21 protein-coding genes are annotated in these 22,637 nt (G+C 73.0%); 12 read left to right on the top strand and 9 right to left on the bottom strand.

Going from position 1 to position 22,637, the window contains the following annotated elements:
• Positions 1-49 precede the first annotated feature (49 nt).
• Positions 50-1,936 carry a glycoside hydrolase family 15 protein gene (locus tag GNZ18_RS26785; protein WP_308166020.1) on the top strand — a complete coding sequence of 629 codons (1,887 nt, stop codon included), beginning with the start codon at positions 50-52 and terminating at the stop codon, positions 1,934-1,936.
• 49 nt (positions 1,937-1,985) lie between these two features.
• On the opposite strand, the gene GNZ18_RS43285 is transcribed toward GNZ18_RS26785, so the two are convergent.
• Entirely contained in the window at positions 1,986-3,743 is a 1,758-nt protein-coding gene (locus GNZ18_RS43285; RefSeq protein ID WP_214617632.1) for a bifunctional metallophosphatase/5'-nucleotidase, read from the bottom strand.
• A 196-nt stretch (positions 3,744-3,939) separates the two neighbouring features.
• Between GNZ18_RS43285 and GNZ18_RS26775 the strand changes: the two genes are divergently transcribed.
• Positions 3,940-5,082 (top strand): DUF4190 domain-containing protein, encoded by a 1,143-nt coding sequence (locus GNZ18_RS26775; protein WP_156219312.1) that lies wholly within the window; start codon positions 3,940-3,942, stop codon positions 5,080-5,082.
• Between the two features lie 123 nt (positions 5,083-5,205).
• Complete coding sequence (locus tag GNZ18_RS26770; protein ID WP_246250503.1) at positions 5,206-6,339, top strand: DUF4190 domain-containing protein; 1,134 nt, start codon at positions 5,206-5,208, stop codon at positions 6,337-6,339.
• A 4-nt stretch (positions 6,340-6,343) separates the two neighbouring features.
• On the opposite strand, the gene secD is transcribed toward GNZ18_RS26770, so the two are convergent.
• Complete coding sequence (secD, locus tag GNZ18_RS26765) at positions 6,344-8,614, bottom strand: protein translocase subunit SecD (protein ID WP_156219310.1); 2,271 nt, start codon at positions 8,612-8,614, stop codon at positions 6,344-6,346.
• A gap of 70 nt (positions 8,615-8,684) precedes the next feature.
• Positions 8,685-9,119, bottom strand: coding sequence for a hypothetical protein (locus GNZ18_RS26760; protein ID WP_156219309.1), 435 nt, complete (start codon positions 9,117-9,119; stop codon positions 8,685-8,687).
• 234 nt (positions 9,120-9,353) lie between these two features.
• Here GNZ18_RS26760 and GNZ18_RS26755 point away from each other — a divergent pair, with 234 nt between their 5' ends.
• Entirely contained in the window at positions 9,354-10,061 is a 708-nt protein-coding gene (locus tag GNZ18_RS26755; RefSeq protein WP_156219308.1) for a hypothetical protein, read from the top strand.
• 91 nt (positions 10,062-10,152) lie between these two features.
• On the opposite strand, the gene GNZ18_RS26750 is transcribed toward GNZ18_RS26755, so the two are convergent.
• The 3 genes from GNZ18_RS26750 to GNZ18_RS26740 all read right to left on the bottom strand — a co-directional run bounded on the left by GNZ18_RS26750 (position 10,153) and on the right by GNZ18_RS26740 (position 13,612).
• Positions 10,153-11,541, bottom strand: a complete 1,389-nt coding sequence (locus GNZ18_RS26750; RefSeq protein WP_156219307.1) for a glycine--tRNA ligase — start codon at positions 11,539-11,541, stop codon at positions 10,153-10,155.
• Positions 11,542-11,737: 196 nt separating this feature from the next.
• On the bottom strand, positions 11,738-13,117 hold the full coding sequence (locus tag GNZ18_RS26745; protein WP_156219306.1) for a DUF1906 domain-containing protein: 1,380 nt from the start codon (positions 13,115-13,117) through the stop codon (positions 11,738-11,740).
• A 210-nt stretch (positions 13,118-13,327) separates the two neighbouring features.
• Complete coding sequence (locus GNZ18_RS26740; protein WP_156219305.1) at positions 13,328-13,612, bottom strand: antibiotic biosynthesis monooxygenase family protein; 285 nt, start codon at positions 13,610-13,612, stop codon at positions 13,328-13,330.
• A 28-nt stretch (positions 13,613-13,640) separates the two neighbouring features.
• Between GNZ18_RS26740 and GNZ18_RS26735 the strand changes: the two genes are divergently transcribed.
• The 6 genes from GNZ18_RS26735 to GNZ18_RS26710 all read left to right on the top strand — a co-directional run bounded on the left by GNZ18_RS26735 (position 13,641) and on the right by GNZ18_RS26710 (position 17,463).
• Positions 13,641-13,961 (top strand): DUF6703 family protein, encoded by a 321-nt coding sequence (locus GNZ18_RS26735; RefSeq protein WP_156219304.1) that lies wholly within the window; start codon positions 13,641-13,643, stop codon positions 13,959-13,961.
• A gap of 32 nt (positions 13,962-13,993) precedes the next feature.
• The gene (locus GNZ18_RS26730) at positions 13,994-14,986 is read left to right on the top strand and encodes a metal ABC transporter substrate-binding protein (RefSeq protein ID WP_312874757.1); all 993 of its coding nucleotides are present in this window, start codon (positions 13,994-13,996) and stop codon (positions 14,984-14,986) included.
• Positions 14,983-15,681 carry a metal ABC transporter ATP-binding protein gene (locus GNZ18_RS26725; protein ID WP_156219303.1) on the top strand — a complete coding sequence of 233 codons (699 nt, stop codon included), beginning with the start codon at positions 14,983-14,985 and terminating at the stop codon, positions 15,679-15,681. The genes GNZ18_RS26730 and GNZ18_RS26725 overlap by 4 nt, the downstream gene beginning before the upstream one ends.
• Complete coding sequence (locus GNZ18_RS26720; RefSeq protein WP_214617625.1) at positions 15,678-16,565, top strand: metal ABC transporter permease; 888 nt, start codon at positions 15,678-15,680, stop codon at positions 16,563-16,565. Before GNZ18_RS26725 ends, GNZ18_RS26720 begins: the two co-directional genes overlap by 4 nt.
• On the top strand, positions 16,562-16,951 hold the full coding sequence (locus GNZ18_RS26715) for a Fur family transcriptional regulator (protein ID WP_156219301.1): 390 nt from the start codon (positions 16,562-16,564) through the stop codon (positions 16,949-16,951). The genes GNZ18_RS26720 and GNZ18_RS26715 overlap by 4 nt, the downstream gene beginning before the upstream one ends.
• A gap of 86 nt (positions 16,952-17,037) precedes the next feature.
• Positions 17,038-17,463: an OsmC family protein gene (locus GNZ18_RS26710; protein ID WP_156219300.1), complete on the top strand. Its 426-nt coding sequence runs from the start codon at positions 17,038-17,040 to the stop codon at positions 17,461-17,463.
• A 61-nt stretch (positions 17,464-17,524) separates the two neighbouring features.
• Here GNZ18_RS26710 and GNZ18_RS26705 read toward each other — a convergent pair whose 3' ends face one another.
• Both GNZ18_RS26705 and recO read right to left on the bottom strand, forming a co-directional pair.
• Positions 17,525-18,322, bottom strand: coding sequence for an isoprenyl transferase (locus GNZ18_RS26705; protein WP_156219299.1), 798 nt, complete (start codon positions 18,320-18,322; stop codon positions 17,525-17,527).
• Positions 18,319-19,113 carry a DNA repair protein RecO gene (gene recO, locus GNZ18_RS26700; protein ID WP_312874756.1) on the bottom strand — a complete coding sequence of 265 codons (795 nt, stop codon included), beginning with the start codon at positions 19,111-19,113 and terminating at the stop codon, positions 18,319-18,321. Before recO ends, GNZ18_RS26705 begins: the two co-directional genes overlap by 4 nt.
• Positions 19,114-19,298: 185 nt before the next feature.
• On the opposite strand from recO, the gene GNZ18_RS26695 reads away from it, so the two are divergent.
• Complete coding sequence (locus GNZ18_RS26695) at positions 19,299-20,327, top strand: M4 family metallopeptidase (RefSeq protein ID WP_156219298.1); 1,029 nt, start codon at positions 19,299-19,301, stop codon at positions 20,325-20,327.
• Positions 20,328-20,349: 22 nt separating this feature from the next.
• A complete protein-coding gene (locus tag GNZ18_RS26690) occupies positions 20,350-20,604 on the top strand; it encodes a protealysin inhibitor emfourin (protein WP_214617623.1) in 255 nt (84 codons plus the stop codon).
• Positions 20,605-20,816: 212 nt separating this feature from the next.
• Here the strand turns inward: GNZ18_RS26690 and leuA are convergent, their stop codons facing one another.
• Positions 20,817-22,520, bottom strand: a complete 1,704-nt coding sequence (gene leuA, locus GNZ18_RS26685; RefSeq protein ID WP_156219297.1) for a 2-isopropylmalate synthase — start codon at positions 22,518-22,520, stop codon at positions 20,817-20,819.
• Positions 22,521-22,637: the final 117 nt, after the last annotated feature.

The following is a 22,637-nucleotide window of genomic DNA, read 5'->3' as shown; positions in this document are numbered from 1 at the left end:
GCGTACGCATCGCGCTAGAGAGGGAATGATGGATCAGGGAGGTGAGGTCGTGAGGCCGAAGGTCGCGGGTGGCCGGGCGGGAGATCCGTTCGCCCCCATCGCCGATTTCGGGTTCCTGTCCGACTGCGAGACGACCGCGCTGGTCGCCCCGAGCGGCAACATCGAGTGGATGTGCCTGCCGCGGATGGACTCGCCCAGCGTGTTCGGTTCCATCCTGGACCGGGACGCCGGGTACTTCCGGGTCGGCCCGGCCGGTGTGGAGGTTCCCGCCGCGCAGCGCTACATACCCGGCACGATGGTGATGGAGACCACGTGGTGGGTGCACGGCGGGTGGCTGGTGGTGACCGACGCCCTGCTCATGGGGCCCTGGCATCACGAGACGGAGCGCTCCCACACCCACCGCAGGGCGCCCACCGACTACGACGCCGACCACGTCCTGCTGCGGATGGTGCGGTGCGTGAACGGGCAGGTCCAGGTCCGGCTCGACTGCATGCCGGTCTTCGACTACGGGCAGACGCCCGCGCGCTGGGAGCACACCGGCTCGGGCTACCACGAGGCGGTCGCGCGCGGGAACGGGATCGGGCTGCGGCTCACCACCGACATGAACGTCGGTTTCGAGGGGTCGCTCGCCACGTCCAGGACGCTGCTCAAGCAGGGCGAGGCGCGGTTCGTGGCGCTGTCGTGGAGCGAGCACGAGGCGCCCTCCAGCTACGAGGACGCGCAGGAGCGGCTCGTCTGGACCGTCCACCACTGGCAGCACTGGCTGGACCGGGGCCGCTTCCCCGACCATCCGTGGCGCAGCCACCTGCAGCGCAGCGCGCTGACGCTGAAGGGGCTGACGTTCGCGCCGTCGGGGGCGGTGGCCGCCGCCGCGACGACGTCGCTGCCCGAGACGCCGGGCGGGGACCGGAACTGGGACTACCGCTACACCTGGATCCGCGACTCCACGATGGCGCTGTGGGCGTTCTACACGCTCGGCTACGACTGGGAGGCCAACGACTTCTTCTACTTCATCACCGACGTCGCCGAGGCGGCCGAGGGCAAGCTCCAGATCATGTACGGGCTGGACGGGCGGGAGGAGCTGCCCGAGTCGACGCTGGAGCACCTGTCCGGCTACGACAACGCCCGCCCGGTGCGCATCGGCAACGAGGCGTACATGCAGGCGCAGCACGACGTGTGGGGCGCGATCATCGGCTCCATCTACCTGTTCGTGCGCAAGCGCGACCGGCTCGACGACCGGCTCTGGAAGATCGTCGTCAAGCAGGTCGAGGACGCCCTCGCCAACTGGAGGATCCCGGACTGCGGCATGTGGGAGGTGCGCGGGGAGCCGCAGCACTTCACCTCGTCCAAGATCTTCTGCTGGGTGGCGGCCGAGCGCGGCGCGCGGCTCGCGCGGGTGCGCGGCGACCAGGACCGGGCGGTCCGCTGGCAGGACGCGGCCGATGAGATCCACGCCGACGTGCTCGCCAACGCGCTCGACGAGCGGGGCGTGTTCACCGCGCACTACGGGGCGACGACGCTGGACGCGTCGGCGCTGCTGATCCCGCTGCTGGGGTTCCTGCCCGCCGACGACAAGCGGGTGCGCGAGACCGTGCTCGCGATCGCCGACGAGCTGTCGGAGGACGACCTCGTCCTGCGGTACCGGGCGACCGAGACCGACGACGGCTTCGAGTCGGAGGAGGGCACGTTCACGATCTGCTCGTTCTGGCTGGTCAGCACGCTGGTGATGATCGGTGAGCTGGAGCGGGCGCGGGCATTGTGCGAGAAGCTGCTCTCCTACGCGAGCCCGCTGCAGCTGTACGCCGAGGAGATCGACCCGCACACCGGGCGGCACCTCGGCAACTTCCCGCAGGCGTTCACGCATCTGGCGCTGATCAACGCGGTGATGCAGGTCATCATGGCGGAGAGCGAGGAGCACCAGCCGCCGCTCGCCTGAGCGGCGGCCGGTCCGTGGCCGGGTGCGTCCCCCGGCCACGGGGATCGACTCAACCCGCGGTGACGCGGTCCAGGGGCGCGGGCTCGATGGTGCCCTTCGCCTTGAGGTAGGCGATGAACGCCTCGCGGTCGGGCAGCTCGTTGCGGTAGGCGTCCCCGAACCCGGTGAACGCGGTGTAGCCGTCCGCGCCGATCAGCGTGTAGGCGAGCGCGGCCAGCCGGTACCGGCGCGCCGGGTCGAGCGGGCGGCCGCCGACGCTGACGTCCGCGGGGTTCACGCGGTCGCCCTCCGGACGGGACGCGTCGTACCGGTACCGGACGTTCCCGGACACCGCGAACGGCGCGAACTTCCCGCCCTGCCACTGCTGCTCCAGGGCCTGGTGGATCTGCTCGCCGGTCACCGAGACGGTCAGGACCGGATTGCCGTACCCGTAGGCGTTCCACGCCTCGCCGAACGTCACGCGGCCGTCCTCGTCACCGGCGCCGGTCCCCTTGGCGTAGGGCAGGTCGCGGGAGACGGCGTTGGAGCCCGTACGCGGCCTGGTCGCGACGAGGGCGAGGTCGGCGCGGCCCTTCCGGGACCGCCCGGCCGTCCAGTACTGGACGTCGGCCGCCAGGTCGCCCATGGTGCTCTCGCCCTGGGCGTTCTGCGTCCGGGTGAAGTCGCCCTTCTGCCGGGCGACGGGCTCGGCGAACCGCTGGGCGCCGCGCGCCGTCCAGTAGTCGGCGATCCTCTTCACCTCGGGGTCGGCGGGGACGTCGCGGGTCACGGGGTGGTTGACGGCCCTGCTCTCGCCCCGCAGCACCTCGCCGCTCCGGTCGAGCCGCAGGTCGATCTCGCTGATCAGGCGGCCGTGGTTGAGGCCCTCGATCACCGGGCGGGGGGCGCCCGCCGGGTCGGGGAGCACGCAGTTGAACCCGGCGTGCCAGTGCCCGGTGAAGATCGCGTCGATCTCGGGGGACGCCTGCCTGGCGAAGTCGATGACCGGGCCCCGGGGGTTGTTGCAGCCGTTGAAGCCCGCGCCGTCCGCCGTGCCGCCGTCGTGGACGTTGGCGACGATCGCCCGCACGCCCTGCCGCCTCAGCTCCGCCGCGTACCGGTTCGCGGTCTCCAGCAGCGGGAGCGCGCGCAGGTCGGGCTGGTAGGAGGTCGAGCCGACGGGCGTGTCGGGGACGGTCAGGTTGATGAACCCGACCGGCATCCTGCGGCCGCGGTCGCCGCGCACCCACTCGATGTTGTAGGGCGGCAGGATCGGCCGGCCCGACCGGGCGCTGACGATGTTGCCGCTGAGGAAGGGGAACCGCGCGCCCCGGAACCGCTTGCCGGTCGAGTCGGTGAAGCAGCTGTCGACGTTCACCTCGCCGAAGCAGCGGCCGCGCTCCATGTGGTCCTTGAGGAACCCGGCGGACACGTCCAGCTCGTGGTTGCCGGTCGCCGAGAACCGGATGCCGAGCTTGTTGAGGACCTCGACGGTGGGCTCGTCGCGGAAGGCGTCGACCTCGAACGGCCAGCCGCTGAAGTTGTCCCCGACCGAGAACAGGATCGAGTTGCGCCGGCCCTCGCGCAGCCGCTTGAGGTGCGCGGCGTTGTACGCGGCGCCGCCCACCTTGATCTTCGTGCCGTCCGGGAGCTGCACCTCGCCGTTCGCGGCGTCGTTGTAGGGCTGGAGGTAGCCGTGGAAGTCGGTGATGGAGAGGAGCTGGACGTCGACGGGGGCCGCCTGCCCTGCGTGCGCGGCGGGGACCGCCGTGCCGGCCGCGAGCGCGACCAGGGCCGGCAGGCCCAACCATCGGGACGAACGAGACACAAGTAAACCTTCCGCAGCAATGGGACGAATCTGGAGAAGATCACCAGTGCCGGGTGTCCGGCCGGAGGAGTGGAGATCATCATCGGGTGAACGGCGACCGGCGGCGCGTCACCTGGCACGTTCCATGATCACAACTTGACTACGGACTTTGCGGACAATGCCGCTTTTGTCGGACGCCCTGGTTACCGTCCCGGACGTGATCACGCCACCGAACGACGACCCGCCCTCCGAGGAGCCCCCGCCTCACCCCGCCCCGGCCTGGGCCCCGGTGGCCCCGCCGCCCCCGGCCGACGCGACCATGCCGCCCCTGATGCCGGGAGCGGCGCGGTGGCCCGAGCCGGAGGGGCACCCCTACGGGACGGGGCTACCGCCCCTGGACCGTCCGACGAGCAAGCTGGCGATCACCACGATCGTCACCGGGGTCCTCGGGCTGGTCGTCCTCACGGTGGTGTTCGCGATCGCCGCGCTCGTCCGGATCCGGCGCACCGGCGAGCGCGGCCGGGCGCTGGTCGTCGGCGGCCTCGCCGCGGCCCTGTCCTGGGTGGTGGTCGCGGCGGTGTTCGCGGCGGTCCTGACCACGCTGGACGTGGCGGACCCGACCGCCGCCGGGGACGCGGCGCGCGTCCAGCCCTATCCCAGGGTCGGCGAGTGCTTCGACCTCCCAAGCGGCCGGGAGGTCCCCGACACCGCGATCATCGCGTGCGACCGCCCGCACGAGGCGGAGGTCGTCCTCGCCTTCGACCTGCCGGACGGCCCCTGGCCCGGCCAGGCCGAGGTGGGCGAGACCGGCCGCGCGGGCTGCGACCGGCACGTGCGGCAGCGCTTCCACACCCGCGTGCCGGTCGAGGACGGAGAGGTGATCACGCTCTCTCCGCAGCGGGACGCCTGGCCGCGCGACCGCACCGTGCGGTGCGCGGTCGCCGGGCCGCAGACCTTCCGGCTCACCGGGCCGGTGAGCGCCCTCGGCTACCGGGTGCGGATATGGGACGAACTCCGGACCGGCGACTGCTTCGACAAGCCGAAGAAGGGCGGGGAGACCCTGCGCCTCATCGACTGCGCGAAGCGGCACGACGCGCAGCTCATGGACCGCTTCTCGCTGCCGCGCGGCCGGTACCCGGGCACCAGGGCCGCCGAGCGGAAGGCCCGCCAGGGGTGCATGCGCAGGGTCCTGGACATGTTCCGCGAGCACCGGCCGCGAGTGCCGGTGGACACCTGGTTCGGCTACCCGAGCGCGGAGACGTGGGCGGCGGGCAACCGCGTGGTCGTCTGCTATGTGACGGCCGCCAAGGGCGGCAGCCGGCTGAGCGAGCCGGTCGTCCCCCCGCCCGCTCGCGCCTGAACAGGGCCGCGCCCGGGCCGGGCGGTGACGGACCAATGACTCTAGGCAATGATCACAACTTGAAGTCAACTACTGTCAATGGAGGCCGCCTCCGGCGGCGCTCGCTAGGGTCCCTCCGTGAGCATGCCACCAAATACTGACAACGTTTCGGAGAGGCCCGAACCCCCAGCGGACTGGGCTCTCCCGGGGGAGCCCTCGCCCCCGTCCTCAGGTCCGGCCGGGCCGCCTCCTCCCCCTGGCCCGGCCGGACCCCCTCCACCCCCGTTCCCCGGCTTCCCCGGCCCGGACCCCGGCGCCCCGCGGCGCAGGGACCCGCTCGCGATCGTCGCGCTCGCCACCGGGCTCTGCGGGCTGGCGCTGTTCGGCATCGGCTTCGGCATCGCCGCGCTGGTGCGGATCCGGCGGCACGGCGACAAGGGCAGGGGGCTCGCGATCGGCGGCATCGTCGCGTCCCTCACCTGGGTCGTGGTCGTGGTGGTCGTGGTCGCCGTGATGGTCGGCTCGCTGTTCTCACCCGACCGGGACGAGGCGGGGCACATCCGCGGCAGCGGCAAGGTGCTCGTCGGGACGCTGCGGGTCGGCGACTGCTTCACCGGGGTCGACAACAGCGGCCGCGACCGCCTCGTGACCGCGTTGCCGTGCACCCGTCCGCACGACGCCGAGATCGTCGCGGAGGCGCGGCTGGCCGACGGTCCCTATCCGGGCGCGCGGGAGGCGAACCTCCAGGCGTCCGAGGTGTGCCGGAAGAACCTCCGGGCGCTGCTGAAGAGCCGGTTCGCCCAGGAACTGGATCTCTACGCGATCCAGCCGGACGGCGCGGCCTGGAAGAGGGGCGAGCGGGACGTGCTGTGCGCGTACCGCTACACAGGGCGGGGTTCGCTCACGACGCCGCTCGCCCAGACGGTGGACCAGGCTCTCCGACCTCTCGGGGAGTTCGTTCTCGGCGACTGCTTCGGGAAGGTGGGCGACAGGACCACGAACCTGCGGGCCCGGTCCTGCGCTCGCCCGCACTGGACCGAGGTGTACTGGGTGCAGAACCTGCCCGCCGGCCGCTATCCCGGGGAGAAGGCGGTCGAGGACCGGGCCGAGAAGCTCTGCGACCGACGCGCGAAGCAGGCGTTCTCCCCCCGCCACTCGCCGGACCAGATCCTGTGGCTCTACCCCGAGGCGGCCCATTGGTCGACGGACATCCGCCAGGTCGCCTGCCTTGGCGCGACCGTCGGGAAGCCGACGAAGGGGTCCTTCCTCCGGAAGTGAGCGCCTAGACGACGGCACCGGAGTCCCCCGGGGCGCGCCGGGCCCGCTGCGCGCCCGCGGCCGGGCGCGGCCGGGGCGGCGGCGTCCGGGAGAACCGCTCAAGGACGACGGCCAGCGGCGTCGCGGTGAAGACGCTGGACCAGGTCCCGACGCCGATGCCGACCAGCAGCGCGATCGCGAAGTCGGTGAGGGAGTCGCCGCCGAGCACCGCGAGCGCCGCCAGGATGAACACGGCGCCCATCCCGGTGTTGACGGTGCGCGGGACGGTCTGGAGCGCGCCCAGGTTCGCGACCTGCGCGAACGGCGCGCCCGGACGCGCGCCCCACAGCTCCCGCACGCGGTCGAACACCACGACCGAGTCGTTCACCGAGTAGCCGATGATCGTGAGCAGCGCGGCGAGGAACACCCCGTCGATCGGCTTGCCCAGCCAGGCGAACACGCCGGTGACCACGAGCACGTCGTGCAGCATCGCGAGGACGGCGCCGGCGCCGAAGCTCCAGCGGAACCGGATCGTCAGGTAGGCGAGCTGGACGGCGAGCGCGACACCGAGCGCGATCATCGCCTTGACCCGCAGCTCACCGCCGAGGCTGGGCCCGATCAGCTCGTCGCGCTGCTTGGTGGCGGTGCCGCCCTTCTCGGCGAGCGCCTCCTGGACGCGCTTCTCCTGGGCGTTGTCGAGGCCCGAGGTCCGGACGGAGATGCCGTCGTCGCCGGAGGTCTGCACGACGGCGCGCGGGAACCCGGCCGAGGCGACGGCGGAGCGCGCGGTGTCGATGTCCACGTGCCGCGACGTGGAGTACTCGACGAGCCGCCCGCCGGTGAACTCCACGCCCCAGTTCAGGCCGCGCGAGAAGATCCCCGTCACGGCGAGGGCGACCGCGAGCGCGGACACCCCGAGCCAGAGCCCGCGCCGCCGCATCAGGTCCGGCCGGCGCTCCTCCAGCAGGCGGCGGATCCGCCCGGCCCCGCCGAGCCCGCCCGCCGTCGAGCGGCCGAGCCGGGGCATGCGGGCGAGGGCGGCGTCGGTGAGCACGCGGCTGAGCAGCATCGCCGACACCAGTGAGCCCAGCACGCCGATCGTCAGCGTGACCCCGAAGCCCTTCACCGGCCCGGAGGCCAGGAAGAACAGCAGCCCTCCGGCCAGCAGCGTCGTGACGGCGGAGTCGGCGATCGCCGACCAGGCCCGGTCGAAGCCGATCGCGAGCGCGGCGCGCGGCGTCCGCCCGGGCACCGCGGCGCGCTCCTCCCTGGCCCGCTCGAACGCCAGCACGTTCGCGTCGATCGCCATGCCGACGGCCAGCACGAACCCGGCCAGGCCGGGCAGCGTCAGCGTGGCGCCGACCGCGACGAGCGCGGCGTAGGAGATGAGCGCGTACCCGGCGAGCGCGACGGTCGCCAGCAGCCCGACGAGCCGGTAGACGGCGACGATGAACAGCCCGGTCAGCAGGACGCCGATCACGGCGGCGCGCGCGCTCGCGTCGATCGCCGCTTCGCCCAGCGTGGGGCCCACCACCCGCTGCTCGATGATCGTCACCGGCACGGGCAGCGCGCCGCCCTCGACCAGCGCCGCGAGGTCCTTGGCCTCCTTCGCGCCGAAGTTCCCGGTGATCTGGGTGGACCCGCCGGTGATCCCGACCCCGCAGGCGACGCTCCCGGTCACCTGCGGGGAGGAGATCACCCGTCCGTCCAGGACGATCGCGACGCGCCGCTCGTCCCCGGCCGCGCAGGCGGCCTTGGCGGTCAGCCTCTCCCAGGTGCGGCCTCCGTCGCCGCGGAAGCCGATGTCGACGGCCCAGCCGCCGAGGCCCTGCGGGTCGAGGCTCGCGGACGCCGAGCCGATGCCGTCGCCGGTGAGCGCGGCGGGCCCGATCGTGATCGGACGGCCGCTCTCGTCCTGGATCGTCCGCTCCCCCCGCTGCGGCGGCGCAGCGCTGACGGGATGGGCGGTGAGCTGTGCGGTCCTGCCGAACACCGACGCGGCGTGCGAGGGGTCCTGGACGTCGGGCAGCTCGACGATCAGCCGCCGGTCGCCGGACCGGGTGATCGAGGACTCGGCGACGCCGAGCGCGTCGATCCGGCGGTGCAGCACCTCCCGGGCGCGGTCGGTGGACTCCCGGTCGGCCTTCGCGGCCGGGGAGTCCCGCGTCTCCAGGACGATCTGGGTGCCGCCGCGCAGGTCGAGGCCGAGCTTGGCGGGTCTGGTCAGGGTGAGGAACAGCGACGAGGCGAGCACGGCGAACGCCAGTACCGCCCGCACCACGTTGGCGCGAGACAAGGGGAGGACCTCCACACGGAGCTCCGGCGCCGCCGCCGGGAGGGGCGTGCGGCACCGCGGACAGGAACGGCTAGATCCCTGTGGAGGCGGGCGGGGATCGGCCGCGCGGCGCGTCGCCGAAGGCGGCGGAGGGGCGCGAGGGCGCCCGCGCCGGACGGTCGAGCCACGCGGGCGGCGGCCCGACCTGGAGTTCGGACGCGGGCAGGGCCGCGTGCGAGACGTGCGGCGGCGCGGCGGTGGTGTGCCGCGCGGCGGCCGTGGCGGCGGCCTCGGCGGCGTTTGTGGTCTCGGCGTGCCCGTCCCGGTGGCGGTCGGCGGTCCGGCCGCGCGCCGGAGCCTTGGCCGCCGCCGAGGTGACGGAGGTGACGCTGGTGACGGAGGTCGCGGAGGCGGGTGCTCCGGCCGGGGCGGCCACGAAGCCGACCAGGCCCAGCGCGATGACGACCAGCCTCGCGAGCCGCCCGACCGGTGCCGGCGGGACGCGGAGGTCGCGCGTGTCGGCCACCCGTCCCTCCCTCGGTTCGATCGCGTGCCGTCGATGATCACGCAGAGGCGCGGACTCGGCGCCCGTCCCGCCCAACCTAGCCCAAGAACGCGGTGCTCCCCGCCTCGCTCGACGTTCGTCCAGCGCAGCCGTCAAGCCCTGGTAGGGCCACAATGATCTGGCGCCGCAGCGTCACCGCCCGGCCACGGCCCCGGCTTACCGTGACGAGGTCACAAAAGGGACAAGGAGGATCAAATGCGAAAAGTCAGACAGCGCAGGGCCGCCGCCGCGGTGTTCGGCGCGGCGGCCGTGGTCGCCCTCACCGCACCGGCCCCGCCCGCATCAGCCGCCCCAGCCGCCTCGGCCGCGTCGACGACCGTCCGGACCGGATCCGCCACCGCCGACCCCTACTCGGGCAACGTGCGGGCGCTGCTGCTCGGCAGCGCCACCATGTCCACCGCGGCGAGCAGCGGGAGCTGCACGGAGGCGACGCTGACCGGGTCGGTGCGGTCGGACGGCGGCGGCCTGTCCGTCGGCGAGGTGGTCTTCAGCACGGGCGGCGGCCCCTGCACGGGCAGCGCGCCCGCGACGATCACCGGCGCGAACCTGCCCTGGACCGGCGGCTCGATCGCCTTCGACCCCGCCCGCACCGGCGGCCGGGACGGCACCGCCACGTTCGCGGGGTTCAGCGCCAGGGTCGTCGTGAGCCTGGGCGGCGCCACGGTAACCTGCGTGTACGGCGCCGACGTCGTCGCCGACGCCTACAACCGCGACAACGCCTCCCGGCCCGTACCGGACGACGACCAGACCCAGCTCAGGTTGCGGGACGCCAAGATCCTCAAGCAGGCGGGCAGCGACCCGGGCTGCCCGCCCGACGGCACCTACAACGCCACCTACCGGCTGCTCGGCGAGAGGACGGCCGGGTCCGGGACCTTCGACCAGCCCCTCTACGTGACCGGCTGACGCTCCCCCGCAGAACCCGCTCCCGAAAAGCCTGCTCCCAGAACCGCGCGGGCCGCCCCCCAGGCGAGGGGCGGCCCGTCGAGGCGGATGATCAGCAGCCGACGAGCTGCGCGGCCAGGAACGACTCGACCTGGCTGAGCGCGATGCGCTCCTGGCTCATCGAGTCGCGCTCGCGGACGGTGACGGCATCATCGTCGAGGGTGTCGAAGTCGACGGTGACGCAGAACGGCGTGCCGATCTCGTCCTGGCGGCGGTAGCGGCGGCCGATGGCGCCCGCGTCGTCGAAGTCGACGTTCCAGTTGCGGCGGAGCTGCGCGGCAAGGTCGCGGGCCTTCGGCGACAGGTCGGTGTTGCGCGACAGCGGCAGCACCGCGACCTTGACCGGGGCGAGCCGCCGGTCGAGCCGCATGACGACGCGCTTCTCCAGCTTGCCCTTGGCGTTGGGCGCCTCGTCCTCGGCGTAGGCGTCCATCATGAACGTGAGCGTGCAGCGGTCGACGCCGGCCGCGGGCTCGATCACGTACGGGGTGAAGCGGTCCCCGGACTCCTGGTCGAAGAACGACAGGTCGGCGCCGGACGCCTTGGCGTGCGTCGTCAGGTCGAAGTCGGTGCGGTTGGCGACGCCCTCCAGCTCGCCCCACTCGGCGCCGACGAAGTCGAAGCGGTACTCGACGTCCACCGTGCGCTTGGAGTAGTGCGACAGCTTCTCGGCCGGGTGCTCGTACAGCCGCAGGTTCTCCTTGCGGACGCCGAGGTCGACGTACCACTGGAAGCGCTCGTCGATCCAGTACTGGTGCCATTCCTCGTCGCTGCCGGGCTTGACGAAGAACTCCATCTCCATCTGCTCGAACTCGCGCGTGCGGAAGATGAAGTTGCCGGGCGTGACCTCGTTGCGGAACGACTTGCCGATCTGCCCGATGCCGAAGGGCACCTTGCGGCGCGCCGACTGCTGGACGTTCAGGTAGTTGATGAAGATGCCCTGCGCCGTCTCGGGACGCAGGTAGGCCAGGCCCGACTCGTCCTCGACGACGCCGAGGTAGGTCTTGAGCAGGCCGTTGAACATCTTCGGCTCGGTGAAGGAGCCCTTCACGCCGCAGTTGGGGCAGGTGATGTCGGCCAGGCCCCCGGCGGGCGGGCGGCCGTGCTTGGCCTCGTAGGCCTCTTCGAGGTGGTCGGCGCGGAAGCGCTTGTGGCACGACTGGCACTCGGTGAGCGGGTCGACGAACGCCTGGACGTGGCCGCTGGCCTCCCACACCTCGCGCGCCAGGATGACGCAGGAGTCGAGGCCCACGACGTCGTCGCGGCCCTGCACCATGGACTTCCACCACTGGCGCTTGACGTTGTTCTTCAGCTCCACGCCGAGCGGGCCGTAGTCCCAGGAGGCGCGGAGCCCGCCGTAGATCTCACTCGACGGGTAGACCAGGCCCCGCCGTTTGGCGAGGTTGACGATCGTGTCCAGCACATCTGAGCGGCGTGCCATGAGAGGTTCTCCATCCGGCTGGCGGTCGGCGGGACAGTGCGTGCGCCCCCTGGGCCCCGCCGGGCGGCGGGCGGGTGGCGCGTGTGATCCCCGATGAACGCATCGCGACGGTCGGCCGCGATGCCGCCGTGAGGCCCGGACGTCGCCCGGCGCCTCCGGGCACCGCCCAGCTTAGGGCACGGTGGCCGGTCGGGTGTCAGTAGACGCTCCCGTCGACGATGTTGCTGTCGATGTTGAGCGTCACGCCGCCGTGCCGCTCCCGGTGGCCGCCCCGGTACTGCTTGATCCGCCGGTGCGGCGTCCACCAGTGGTCGGGCAGGTAGGGATCGCCGTACAGGCGGGCCCTGCCGTCCCAGTTGGCGAACCAGACGCAGCCGGGCCTGGCGATCCGGGCGGACCGTCCGACGTCGCGGATGCCGGAGGCGGCGCTGCTGTACAGGCACGGCTTGTAGTTCTCGCTCTTCAGCCGCTTCACCCACCCGTTGACGAAGCGCAGGACGGCCCTCCGGCACGCGGCGTTCCCCCGGTAGGCCTCCATGTCGAAGTAGATCGGCTTGTGGGGCGGGATGCCGAGCGCCCTGGCCCTGCGCGCGGCGTCCACGGCCGCCTTCCGGCCCTTGGACGCGGCGTTCCCGGCGGTGAACCGCTGGGGGCGGCTCCCGCAGGGCGCCTGGAGCCCGACGTAGGTGGGGGTGATGCGGTAGCCCATCTTCCGGACCTTCCGCACCCAGCCCGGGGTGAGGTTGGGCTGGGCGCACCCCCGGGCCGCGCCGCCGATGTAGATGTTGGTGATCTTGAACGAGGGCCGCCACGCCCGCATCGAGGAGAGCGCCGGGGCCGTGCAGGTGTCGAACCCCCTGCCCGCCGCCCACGCGCCCTCCGCCTTCGTCTCGTCGCCGCCGTCCCCCTGCTCGCCGTCCTCGCCGTCCGGGCCCGGGGGGCCGATGAAGGGCGGCATCGCGAAGGACGGGTCGTCGGTGGGGTCGGTGGGCGGATCCGGCTCCCCCGGCCGGTGGTGGCCGGGTGGCACGGCGGGCCCGGCCGGGTCCAGGCGGGTGCCGCGCAGCAGCCACTGGAGCAGGGACGGGTCCGTCCCGTACACGCCGGTGATCGCGACGCCGGCCTCGGGCAGCGCGAGGCGCGCCTCCTGGCCGGTGCTCCGCCGGACGGTGTAGGAGGCGAGCCTGCTCCCCCGCACGATCGTCCGGGACGAGGCGCCCGGGCCGCCGTCCGCCTCCGGCCGCCCGTCGAGCGGCTGCACGTGGACGGCCTCGGTGCGGCCGACCACGCGGGCCGGGCAGTCGGGCTGCGGTCCGGGGCGTCCGAGGTAGACGGCGTGCCGGTCGTAGCGGACGCAGCGGGAGGGGTCGCGGTCGAGCCGGTACACCGTCCAGCCCTCGGGGACGGGCACGCGCACGCCGTGGTAGCGGACCGTCCGCGCCCCTCCGGGGCCGTCCTCGGCCGCGCCGGTCAGCGCCGCGGCCGGCGGCCGCGCGGCGGCGGGCCACAGGCAGGCGAGGAGGGGCGCGGCGACCGCCACCCCGAGGACTCCGCTGAGCTGGACGGCATGGCGCATCACATCTCCCCCGAACCCCGACGCGCGCCCCGCCCGGCGGCCCTGTCCCCCGCGCGGCGGGCGGCATGATCGTGATGCGGCAAAGATGACCATGGACGGACGGGGTGAAACCGGGCCAGGACGCTTCTTGCCCGGCGGTTGCCCTTATCTGGACCGGCCCCGACCGGGCCCCGCCGCCCCCGGCCGATCCCGGCCGGGCCGCGGGTCGGCTCAGGCGGAGCTGACGACCTCGTAGGCGCCGGGCTCGTCCACCGCCATGGCGGCGAGCGGGATGAACTCCAGCCGCACCTCGTAGGCGCCGAGCGCGCGGCGGTAGTACCCCGCGCCGTCCCACTCGGTGACCAGCGCCCACAGGCCCGGCTCGTCGACGGTCCTGGCGAGGCGGCCGGAGCGGAAGCCGGGGCTGGCCGACAGCGTCCGCAGCAGGGCCGTCATGCGGGCGGCGAAGTCGCCCGCGCCCTCACCTGGCACGCGGTACCGGGTTATCGCGATCATCGCCCCATCCTCGCAGTACCTTGGCCCCGTGAGCACACGAGGCGGGCGGCCGGAGACCCCGGCGACGGGCATGCGGGCGACGGTCGAGCGGTGGAGCGCGGCTCCCGTGGTGTTCCTGCACCGGATGCCGAGGGCGGCGCTGCTGGCGGCGGTGTTCGTCCTGCTGGTGGTCGGCATGGTCGGGACGGGCTGGGTCGCCGCCGCCGGGCTGCTGGTCCTCGCGGTGGCGCTGGGCTGGTTCGCCTACCTCAACTGGCCCGCGCTGGACCCGCAGGGACGCGTGTTGCGGGTGGTGGCTCTGACCGTCCTGACCGGATTCGCCCTGGCCAGGGCCTTCGGACGGTTTTGACAATCATTTTCATCTTCATCCATAATCGTTCCGTGCTGACCCCCTGGAACACCGCTCCACGCTCGGACACCGCACCCACCGACACCCATCCCGCCCACACCCCGCGCAGGGCGGCCGTCGCCGTCGCCGGGCTCACCGCGCTCGCCGGGCTGGCGGGCTGCGGCGGCGCCGGCGCCGACGGCCCGTCCGGCCGCCTGGACGTCGTCGCCTCGTTCTACCCGGCCGCCTGGCTGGCGAAGGAGGTCGGCGGGCCCGACGTCGCCGTCCAGACGCTGACCAGACCGGGCGCCGAACCGCACGACCTGGAACTGACCGCCAAGCAGGTCGCCCGGATCGAGAAGGCGGGCCTCGCCGTCTACGTGAAGGGCGTCCAGCCCGCCGTGGACGACGCCGTCGCCAAGCACGCCAAGGACACCTCGCTGGACGCCGCGAGCCTCGTCAGGACGCTGCCGCCGCCCGCCGAGGACGAGGAGGACCACGAGCACGAGCACGGCGGCGGCAAGGCCCACTTCGACCCGCACATATGGCTGGACCCCAGCCGCATGGCCACCGTCGCCACCGCGCTCGGCGGCAAGCTGGCCGCCGCCGACCCCGAGCACGCCGCCGCCTACAAGGAACGTGCCAACACCGTCGCCGCCAAGCTGACCGGCCTCGACCGCCGCTACCGCGACGGGCTGAGGACCTGCGGGCGCCGGTCGATCGTCACCGCGCACGCCGCGTTCGGCTACCTCGCCGAGCGGTACGGCCTCCGGCAGGTGTCGATCGCGGGCGTGGACCCGACCAGCGAGCCGTCCCCCCGGCGGCTCGCCGAGCTGACGGGGCAGATCAAGGCGGCGGGCGCGACCACCGTGTTCACCGAGACGCTGGTCAGCCCCAAGGTCGGGGAGGCGCTCGCGCGCGAGGCGGGGGTGCGGACGGCCGTCCTCGACCCCGTGGAGGGCGTCGAGAGCGGCTCGTCCGACGACTACATGACGATCATGGAGAAGAACCTGGCCGTGCTGCGTCCCGCGCTGGGGTGCTCATGAGCGCGCCGCCCTTCGCGATGACGGCCGGGACCGTCCGGCGCGACGGCCGCGCGGTGCTCGACGCCGTCGACCTGGAGGTGGCCCCCGGCGACGTCCTCGCGGTCATGGGACCGAACGGGGCGGGCAAGTCCACCCTGGTCAAGGCGCTGCTCGGGCTCGTCCCGCTGGCGGGCGGGCGCACCGAGATCTACGGCGTGCCGCCCGGCCGGTTCCGCGACTGGCGGCGCGTCGGGTACGTGCCGCAGCGGCTGCCGATGGGCGGCGGCGTGCCCTCGACGGTCCGGGAGGTCGTCGCGTCCGGACGCGTCGCGCGGCAGTCGCGCTGGCGGCCCGCCTCGGCCGCCGACCGCGCCGCCGTCGACCGGGCGCTGGAGGCCGCCGGCCTCACCGCGCTCGCCCGCGAGTCGGCGCACCTGCTGTCGGGCGGGCAGCAGCAGCGGGTGCTGATCGCCCGCGCGCTCGCCGGGGAGCCCGACGTGTTCGTGCTGGACGAGCCGACCGCCGGGGTGGACGCGGGCAACCAGGCCGCGCTCGCGGCGACCCTGCGCGACCTGGCCGGGACCGGGCGCACCGTCGTCCTCGTCGCGCACGAGCTCGGCCCCATGGAACCGGTCGTCACGAGGACGGTCGAGCTGGAGCACGGGCGCCTCGTCCGCGACACCTCCTCGCCCGCGGACATGAGGGAAAGCGCGTGATGGGGATGCTGGAGTACGACTTCATGCGGGTCGCGCTGGTGATGGCGGTGCTGATCGGGCTGACCGCGCCCGCCGTCGGCACGTTCATCGTGCAGCGCCGGCTGTCGCTGCTCGGCGACGGCGTCGGGCACATCGCGCTCACCGGCATCGGGCTCGGCCTGCTCACCGGCACCTCGCCCGTCCTCGGCGCGCTGGTCGTGGCGGTGCTCGGCGCGGTCGCGATCGAGGTGCTGCGCGCCCGCAGCCGCAGCGGCGCCGACGTCGCGCTCGCGCTGCTGTTCTACGGCGGGCTCGCGGGCGGCGTGCTGCTGACCGACGCGGAGGGCGGCGGCGGGACGAGCCTCCAGTCCTACCTGTTCGGCTCGATCAGCAGCGTCACGGTGGACGACCTGTACGTGGTGGCCGCCCTCGCCGCCGTCGTCCTCGGGGTCGTGGCGCTGTTCGGCCGCGAGCTGTTCCTGCTGTGCCAGGACGAGGAGGTCGCGCGGGCGTCCGGGCTGCCCGTCCGGTTCCTGAGCGCGCTGGTCGCGGTCACGGCGGCGGTCACCGTCGTCATCGCGATGCGCGCGATCGGGCTGCTGCTGGTCAGCGCGCTCATGGTCGTCCCGGTCGCGGCGGCGCAGCAGCTCACCCGCGGTTTCCGCGCCACGATGCTGCTGGCGATGGCGGCCGGTGTACTGTCGGCCGTAGCGGGGCTGGCCGGCTCCTTCGAGTACGATCTTCCCCCGGGACCCTCGATCGTGCTGCTGGCGCTCACCCTGTTCGTCGCGGCAGTCCTCGGGGGGACGCTGGTGCGACGCGCACGCGCTCGGGCCGCGGCCGGGAGGAGGATTCCCGCCGTCCGGTCCGGGGTGGACGCCGAGGCGGAGGTGCTTGGGGGATGACGACGGCCCGCCGGGACGCGGTGCGGGAGATGCTGGCGGGCTGCGAGGGTTTCCGCAGCGCGCAGGACATCTACGCCGACCTGCGCGCGGACGGTTCCAAGATCGGCCTGACCACGGTCTACCGGGCGCTGCAGGCGCTCAGCGACTCCGGTGAGGTCGACGTGCTGCGCACCGACGAGGGCGAGGCCGTGTACCGCGCCTGCCGTACCGAGCAGCACCACCACCATCTCGTGTGCCGCGATTGCGGGCGCACGGTCGAGGTGGAGGGCCCGGCCGTGGAGCGCTGGGCCGACGCGATCGGCGCCGAGCACGGGTTCGTCGACATCACCCACACCGTCGAGGTCTTCGGCACCTGCGCCGACTGCGCCGCCCGCGCGTCCCGCTGAGCCGCAGCTCCTCCCCCGCCCCGGCCCGGGAGGTTCGCACGCGGGCGGTGATCGGGCCGCCGCCGCCATGGTGAAGAATCGGGGGCATGGCTACCACTCGCACCGCTAACGCACACTGGGAAGGCCCGCTCCTCCAGGGCGAGGGCACGGTTTCGCTGGACTCGTCCGGCATCGGCACGTTCGACGTCAACTGGCCCTCGCGCGCCGAGCAGGCCGACGGGCGCACCAGCCCCGAGGAGCTCATCGCCGCCGCCCACTCCACCTGCTACTCGATGGCGCTCTCGCACGGCCTCGCCGGCGCGGGCACGCCGCCGGAGAAGGTCGACACCAGGGCGGACGTCACCTTCCAGCCGGGCGAGGGGATCACCGGCATCCACCTCACCGTCCGCGCCACCGTGCCCGGCCTGTCGGCCGCCGACTTCGAGAAGGCGGCGCTGGCGGCCAAGGACGGCTGCCCGGTCAGCCAGGCGCTGAAGGGCACCACGATCACCCTGGACGCCGCCCTGGCGTGACCGTTCGGTTCTCCGTCCTGCCGGGGCCGTGGACGGCCCCGGCAGGGAACCCCCGACGAGGTCAGGTGGCCGCCGCGGGCGCCACCGGGTTCGGGAGCGCGCCCCCGTAGCGGCGGTCCCGGGAAGCGTACAGCTCGCAGGCGTGCCAGAGGTGCCGGCGGTCGAAGTCGGGCCACAGCGTGTCGAGGAAGACCATCTCCGCGTAGGCCGACTGCCAGAGCAGGAAGTTCGACGTGCGCTGCTCGCCCGACGAGCGCAGGAACAGGTCCACGTCCGGGATGCCGGGCTCGTCGAGGTAGCGCGCGAACACCTTCTCGTTGATCTTGTCGGGGTTCAGCCGCCCGTCCCGGACGTCGCGGGCGATCGCCGCCGCCGCGTCCGCGATCTCGGCGCGGCCCCCGTAGTTCACGCAGAACTGGAGGGTGAGGACGTCGTTGCCGCGCGTCATCTCCTCGGCGGTCTCCAGCTCCTTGATGACGCTGCGCCACAGCTTCGGGCGGCGCCCCGCCCACCGCACCCGGACGCCCATCGAGTCGAGCTGGTCGCGGCGGCGGCGGATCACGTCCCGGTTGAAGCCCATGAGGAAGCGCACCTCGTCGGGCGACCGCTTCCAGTTCTCGGTCGAGAACGCGTACGCCGACAGGTAGGGGACGCCCAGCTCGATCGCGCCCATGATCACGTCGAAGAGCGAGTCCTCGCCGCGTCTGTGCCCCTCGGTGCGCGGCAGCCCGCGCCCCTTGGCCCAGCGGCCGTTGCCGTCCATGACGATGGCGACGTGCCGGGGCACCAGGTCCGCGGGGATCGGGGGCGGCACGGCGCCGTCCCGATGCGGTTCCGGAGGCGAAACGGCCCTGCTCAAACTCTCTCCCGGTTGGTGTCGTCGTTGGTGTCGTCGCCGATGCTCCCGCCGGAGCCCTCCATGCCGCGCTCCACGTGGCGCAGGGAGCGGATCCCGTGCTCCAGGTGCCACTGGAGGTAGGCGGCCACCAGGCCGCTGCACTCGGCACGGTGGCGCGGGTCGCTGCCGTCGGCGTACTCCCACTCGCCGCGCAGCAGCGCCAGCATCAGCGCGAACGTCGGCGGCGCCGGGGTCGCGGCGCCGGGCTGGCGGCAGTTGGCGCACACCGCGCCGCCCGCCGCGATCGCGAACCCGCGCAGCCCGCCGCGGGTGCCGCAGCGGCAGCACTCGTCCAGCGCCGGGGCCCAGCCCGCGACCGACAGTGACCGCAGCAGGTAGGCGTCCAGGACGAGGCGCGGGTCGTGGCTGCGCTCCACCAGCGTGCGCAGCCCCCCGACCAGCAGCAGGAACTGCCGCAGCGCGGGCTCGCCCTCGTCGCCGGCGAGCCGCTCGGCCGTCTCCAGCATCGCCGTGCCCGCCGTGTAGCGGGGATAGTCGGCGACCAGGCCCTCCCCGTACGGCCGGAGCGTCTCGGCCTGGGTGATCAGGTCGAGCGAGCGCCGCTCGTACAGTTGCAGGTCCACGTGGGTGAACGGCTCCAGCCGCGCCCCGAACCTGGACTTGGTCTTGCGGACGCCCTTCGCCGCGGCGCGGATCCGGCCGGTGCGCCGGGTCAGCACCGTCACGATGCGGTCGGCCTCGCCCAGCTTCTGGGTGCGCAGGACGATGCCTTCGTCGCGGTAGAGGGTCACCCGTTCATTCTGGCGCACGTCACGGCCTGCCCCGCTGCCAGCCCGGTCATCTCCGCAGGATCTTCACAAGTCCCCCGGACGATCTCCCTCGGTTCTGTTGCCATTACGTTACGTGACCGGATTCGGCCGCCACCGTCCCGTGTGAAAACGTGGTCTGGATCACGTTGAACTGGCAGCGTTGTGGCATGAGATGCCACATCGTGCCGCCGCACATGCTGGAACGCATCGCTACCGACGCAGGTGACCCGGCACTGCGCGCCCGCGCCCGCCGGACCCTGGCCCTCACCTCCGCCCACTCCTCCGAGCGCCGTACGCTCGCGCCCACCGCGCCCGAGCCCAACGAGGACTTCGTCCCCAACCGGACGATCCACGACGCCGAGCACCGCGAGCGGCTCCCCGGCCGGACCGTCCGCGCCGAGGGGGCGCCCGCCACCGGGGACAAGGTCGTCGACCAGTCCTACGACTGGCTCGGCGTGACCTTCGACTTCTTCGAGGCCGCCTACCGCCGCAACTCCATCGACGGCGCCGGGCTGCCGCTGGTCTCCACCGTCCACTACGGCGACGATTACGACAACGCGTTCTGGAACGGCGAGCAGATGGTCTACGGGGACGGTGACGGCGTCCTGTTCACCGAGTTCACCGGCCCGCTCGACGTCACCGGCCACGAGCTCACCCACGGCATCACCCAGTACACCGCCGGCCTGGAGTACTACAGCCAGCCCGGCGCGCTCAACGAGTCGGTCTCGGACGTGTTCGGCTCGCTGATCAAGCAGTGGCACCTCGACCAGACCGCCGACCAGGCCGACTGGCTGATCGGCGCGGGCCTGCTCGCCGAGGGGGTGCGCGGGATCGCGCTCCGCTCGCTCAAGGCCCCCGGAACGGCCTACGATGATCCGCGACTCGGCAAGGATCCCCAACCAGGCCACATGGACCACTACGTCGACACCTACCGCGACAACGGCGGCGTCCACATCAACTCCGGAATCCCGAACCACGCCTTCTACCTCGCCGCGACCTCCATCGGGGGCCACGCCTGGGAGAAGGCCGGACGGGTCTGGTACGACACGCTCACCGGCGGCAGACTGGAGTCCGACAGCGACTTCAAGAGGTTCGCCGCCGCCACCATCGCGACCGCGACCGACCTGTACGGCGCGGACGGCACCGAGACCAGGGCGATACGCGAGGCGTGGAACGGGGTAGGCGTCTCACCGTGAGTGGGCCGGAACGGAAAACGCAGTGAAGGTGACAGTCGTCCGCAGCGGAGGCTTCGCCGGCATCGAGCAGCGGGCCGAGTCCGACAGCGCCCGCGATCCCGTGCTGGCAAGGCTCGTCGACCGTGTCGATCTCGAACGGGTGCCGCCGCCCGGCCGGATCCCCGACCAGTTCCTCTACGAGATCGACATCGACGGCGACCGCACCACCGTGGGCGAGGCCCAGCTGCACGGCCCGCTCCGCGAACTGGTCCACCACGTCCTCGGCCACGCCCGCTGACCGCGCACGCCGGCCGGTCGTCCGGGCGCCGAACGACAAGGCACTCGAACCGGGGGGCACTCGAACCAGGGGCACTCGAACCAGGGGCACTTGGACCACGGGGCACTCGAACCGAACGACGGGGCGCTCGAACCACGGGGCGCTCGATGGACCGGGGCGGCCCGTCCCAGCCGGGACGGGCCGCCGCACCGGCATGCCCGGCGCCCGGCGTGTCAGGCGCGGTCCACCCGGTTGACCGCCGACAGCATGGCCTTCAGCGACGCGGTCACGATGTTGCCGTCGATCCCGACGCCCCACACCGACGTGCCGTTCACGTCGCACTCGACGTAGGCGGCGGCGCGGGCGTCGCCGCCGGCGCTCATGGCGTGCTCGGCGTAGTCGAGGACGCGGACGCCGATGCCGACGGAGGCCAGCGCGTCCTCGAAGGCCGAGACGGGCCCGTTGCCGACGCCCTCGATCTCGCGAATCTCGCCGTCCAGGCGGATGTCGCAGCTCAGCGCGTCCTTCTCGGCCACCCGGGAGGTCGCGCGGTGGGCGAGCAGGCCGACGCGCGGGCCGTTGTGCAGGAACTCGGCCTGGAAGATCTCCCACATGCGCTCGGCGGTGACCTCGCCGCCCTCGCTGTCGGTGTGCCGCTGCACGATCCGGGAGAACTCGATCTGGAGGCGGCGCGGCAGCTCCAGCGAGTGCTCGGACTTCATGATGTAGGCGACGCCGCCCTTGCCCGACTGGCTGTTGACGCGGATCACGGCCTCGTAGGTGCGGCCGACGTCGTGCGGGTCGATCGGCAGGTAGGGGATCTCCCAGCGGTGCTGCTCCACCGGGGTCCCGGCGGCCCGCGCGTCCCGCCTGAGGTGGTCGAAGCCCTTGTTGATGGCGTCCTGGTGGGAGCCGGAGAACGCGGTGTAGACCAGGTCGCCGCCGTAGGGGTGCCGCTCGTGGACGGGCAGCTGGTTGCAGTACTCGACCGTCCGGCGGATCTCGTCGATGTCGGAGAAGTCGATCCGCGGGTCCACGCCCTGGGTGAACAGGTTCAGGCCGAGCGTGACCAGGCAGACGTTGCCGGTGCGCTCGCCGTTGCCGAACAGGCAGCCCTCGATGCGGTCGGCGCCCGCCTGGTAGCCGAGCTCGGCGGCGGCGACGGCGGTGCCGCGGTCGTTGTGGGGGTGCAGCGACAGGATGACGGAGTCGCGGTAGGCGAGGTTCCGGTTCATCCACTCGATCTGGTCGGCGTACACGTTCGGGGTGGCCATCTCGACGGTCGCCGGCAGGTTGACGATGACCTTGCGGTCGGGCGTCGGCCGCCACACGTCGTTGACGGCGTTGCAGATCTCGACGGCGTACTCCAGCTCGGTGCCGGTGAAGGACTCCGGCGAGTACTGGAAGTGGATCTCGGTGTCGCCCATGTCCTCGGCGAGCTTGGCGCACAGCTTGGCGCCCTCGACGGCGATCGCGGTGATCCCGTCGCGGTCCTGCCCGAACACGACGCGGCGCTGGAGCGTGCTCGTCGAGTTGTACAGGTGGACGATGGCCCGCCGGGCGCCGCGCAGCGACTCGAACGTCCGCTCGATCAGCTCGGGCCGCGCCTGCGTCAGGACCTGGATCACCACGTCCTCGGGGACGCGGTCCTCCTCGATGATCTGCCGGATGAAGTCGTAGTCGGTCTGGCTCGCGGCGGGGAACCCGACCTCGATCTCCTTGTAGCCCATCCGTACCAGCAGCTCGAACATCCTGAGCTTGCGGTCGGCGTCCATCGGGTCGATCAGGGCCTGGTTGCCGTCGCGCAGGTCCACCGCGCACCAGCGCGGCGCCTCGGTGATGACGCGGTCCGGCCAGGTGCGGTCGGCGAGCCGGACGGGCTCGACGGGGCGGTAGCGGTGGAAGGGCATGCCCGAGGGCTGTTGCTGCGGATACATCCGTGGTGGTCTCTCTGCTCAGATCCTGCGGCCGACGTCCGACACGTCAAGGCTCCGCAGCGAGGGAGCCGACCTCGTCACAGGCCCCCGCTGCGGCCGCTAAGGAGGAGCAGCACA

This window comes from Actinomadura litoris, assembly GCF_009733595.1.
Taxonomy (GTDB): Bacteria; Actinomycetota; Actinomycetes; order Streptosporangiales; family Streptosporangiaceae; genus Spirillospora; species Spirillospora litoris.
The sequence above is the reverse complement of the archived record's forward strand: the minus strand, read 5'-3'. Positions and strand labels throughout refer to the sequence as shown.

Excerpts from the sequence above, each read along its gene's own strand:
- GNZ18_RS26770 (WP_246250503.1), top strand. The coding sequence starts at position 5,206 with ATGCCACCAAATACTGACAACGTTTCGGAGAGGCCCGAACCCCCAGCG.
- GNZ18_RS26755 (WP_156219308.1), top strand. The coding sequence starts at position 9,354 with ATGCGAAAAGTCAGACAGCGCAGGGCCGCCGCCGCGGTGTTCGGCGCG.
- GNZ18_RS26750 (WP_156219307.1), bottom strand. The coding sequence starts at position 11,541 with ATGGCACGCCGCTCAGATGTGCTGGACACGATCGTCAACCTCGCCAAA.
- GNZ18_RS26745 (WP_156219306.1), bottom strand. The coding sequence starts at position 13,117 with ATGCGCCATGCCGTCCAGCTCAGCGGAGTCCTCGGGGTGGCGGTCGCC.
- GNZ18_RS26740 (WP_156219305.1), bottom strand. The coding sequence starts at position 13,612 with ATGATCGCGATAACCCGGTACCGCGTGCCAGGTGAGGGCGCGGGCGAC.
- GNZ18_RS26725 (WP_156219303.1), top strand. The coding sequence starts at position 14,983 with ATGAGCGCGCCGCCCTTCGCGATGACGGCCGGGACCGTCCGGCGCGAC.
- GNZ18_RS26715 (WP_156219301.1), top strand. The coding sequence starts at position 16,562 with ATGACGACGGCCCGCCGGGACGCGGTGCGGGAGATGCTGGCGGGCTGC.
- GNZ18_RS26710 (WP_156219300.1), top strand. The coding sequence starts at position 17,038 with ATGGCTACCACTCGCACCGCTAACGCACACTGGGAAGGCCCGCTCCTC.
- GNZ18_RS26695 (WP_156219298.1), top strand. The coding sequence starts at position 19,299 with ATGAGATGCCACATCGTGCCGCCGCACATGCTGGAACGCATCGCTACC.
- leuA (WP_156219297.1), bottom strand. The coding sequence starts at position 22,520 with ATGTATCCGCAGCAACAGCCCTCGGGCATGCCCTTCCACCGCTACCGC.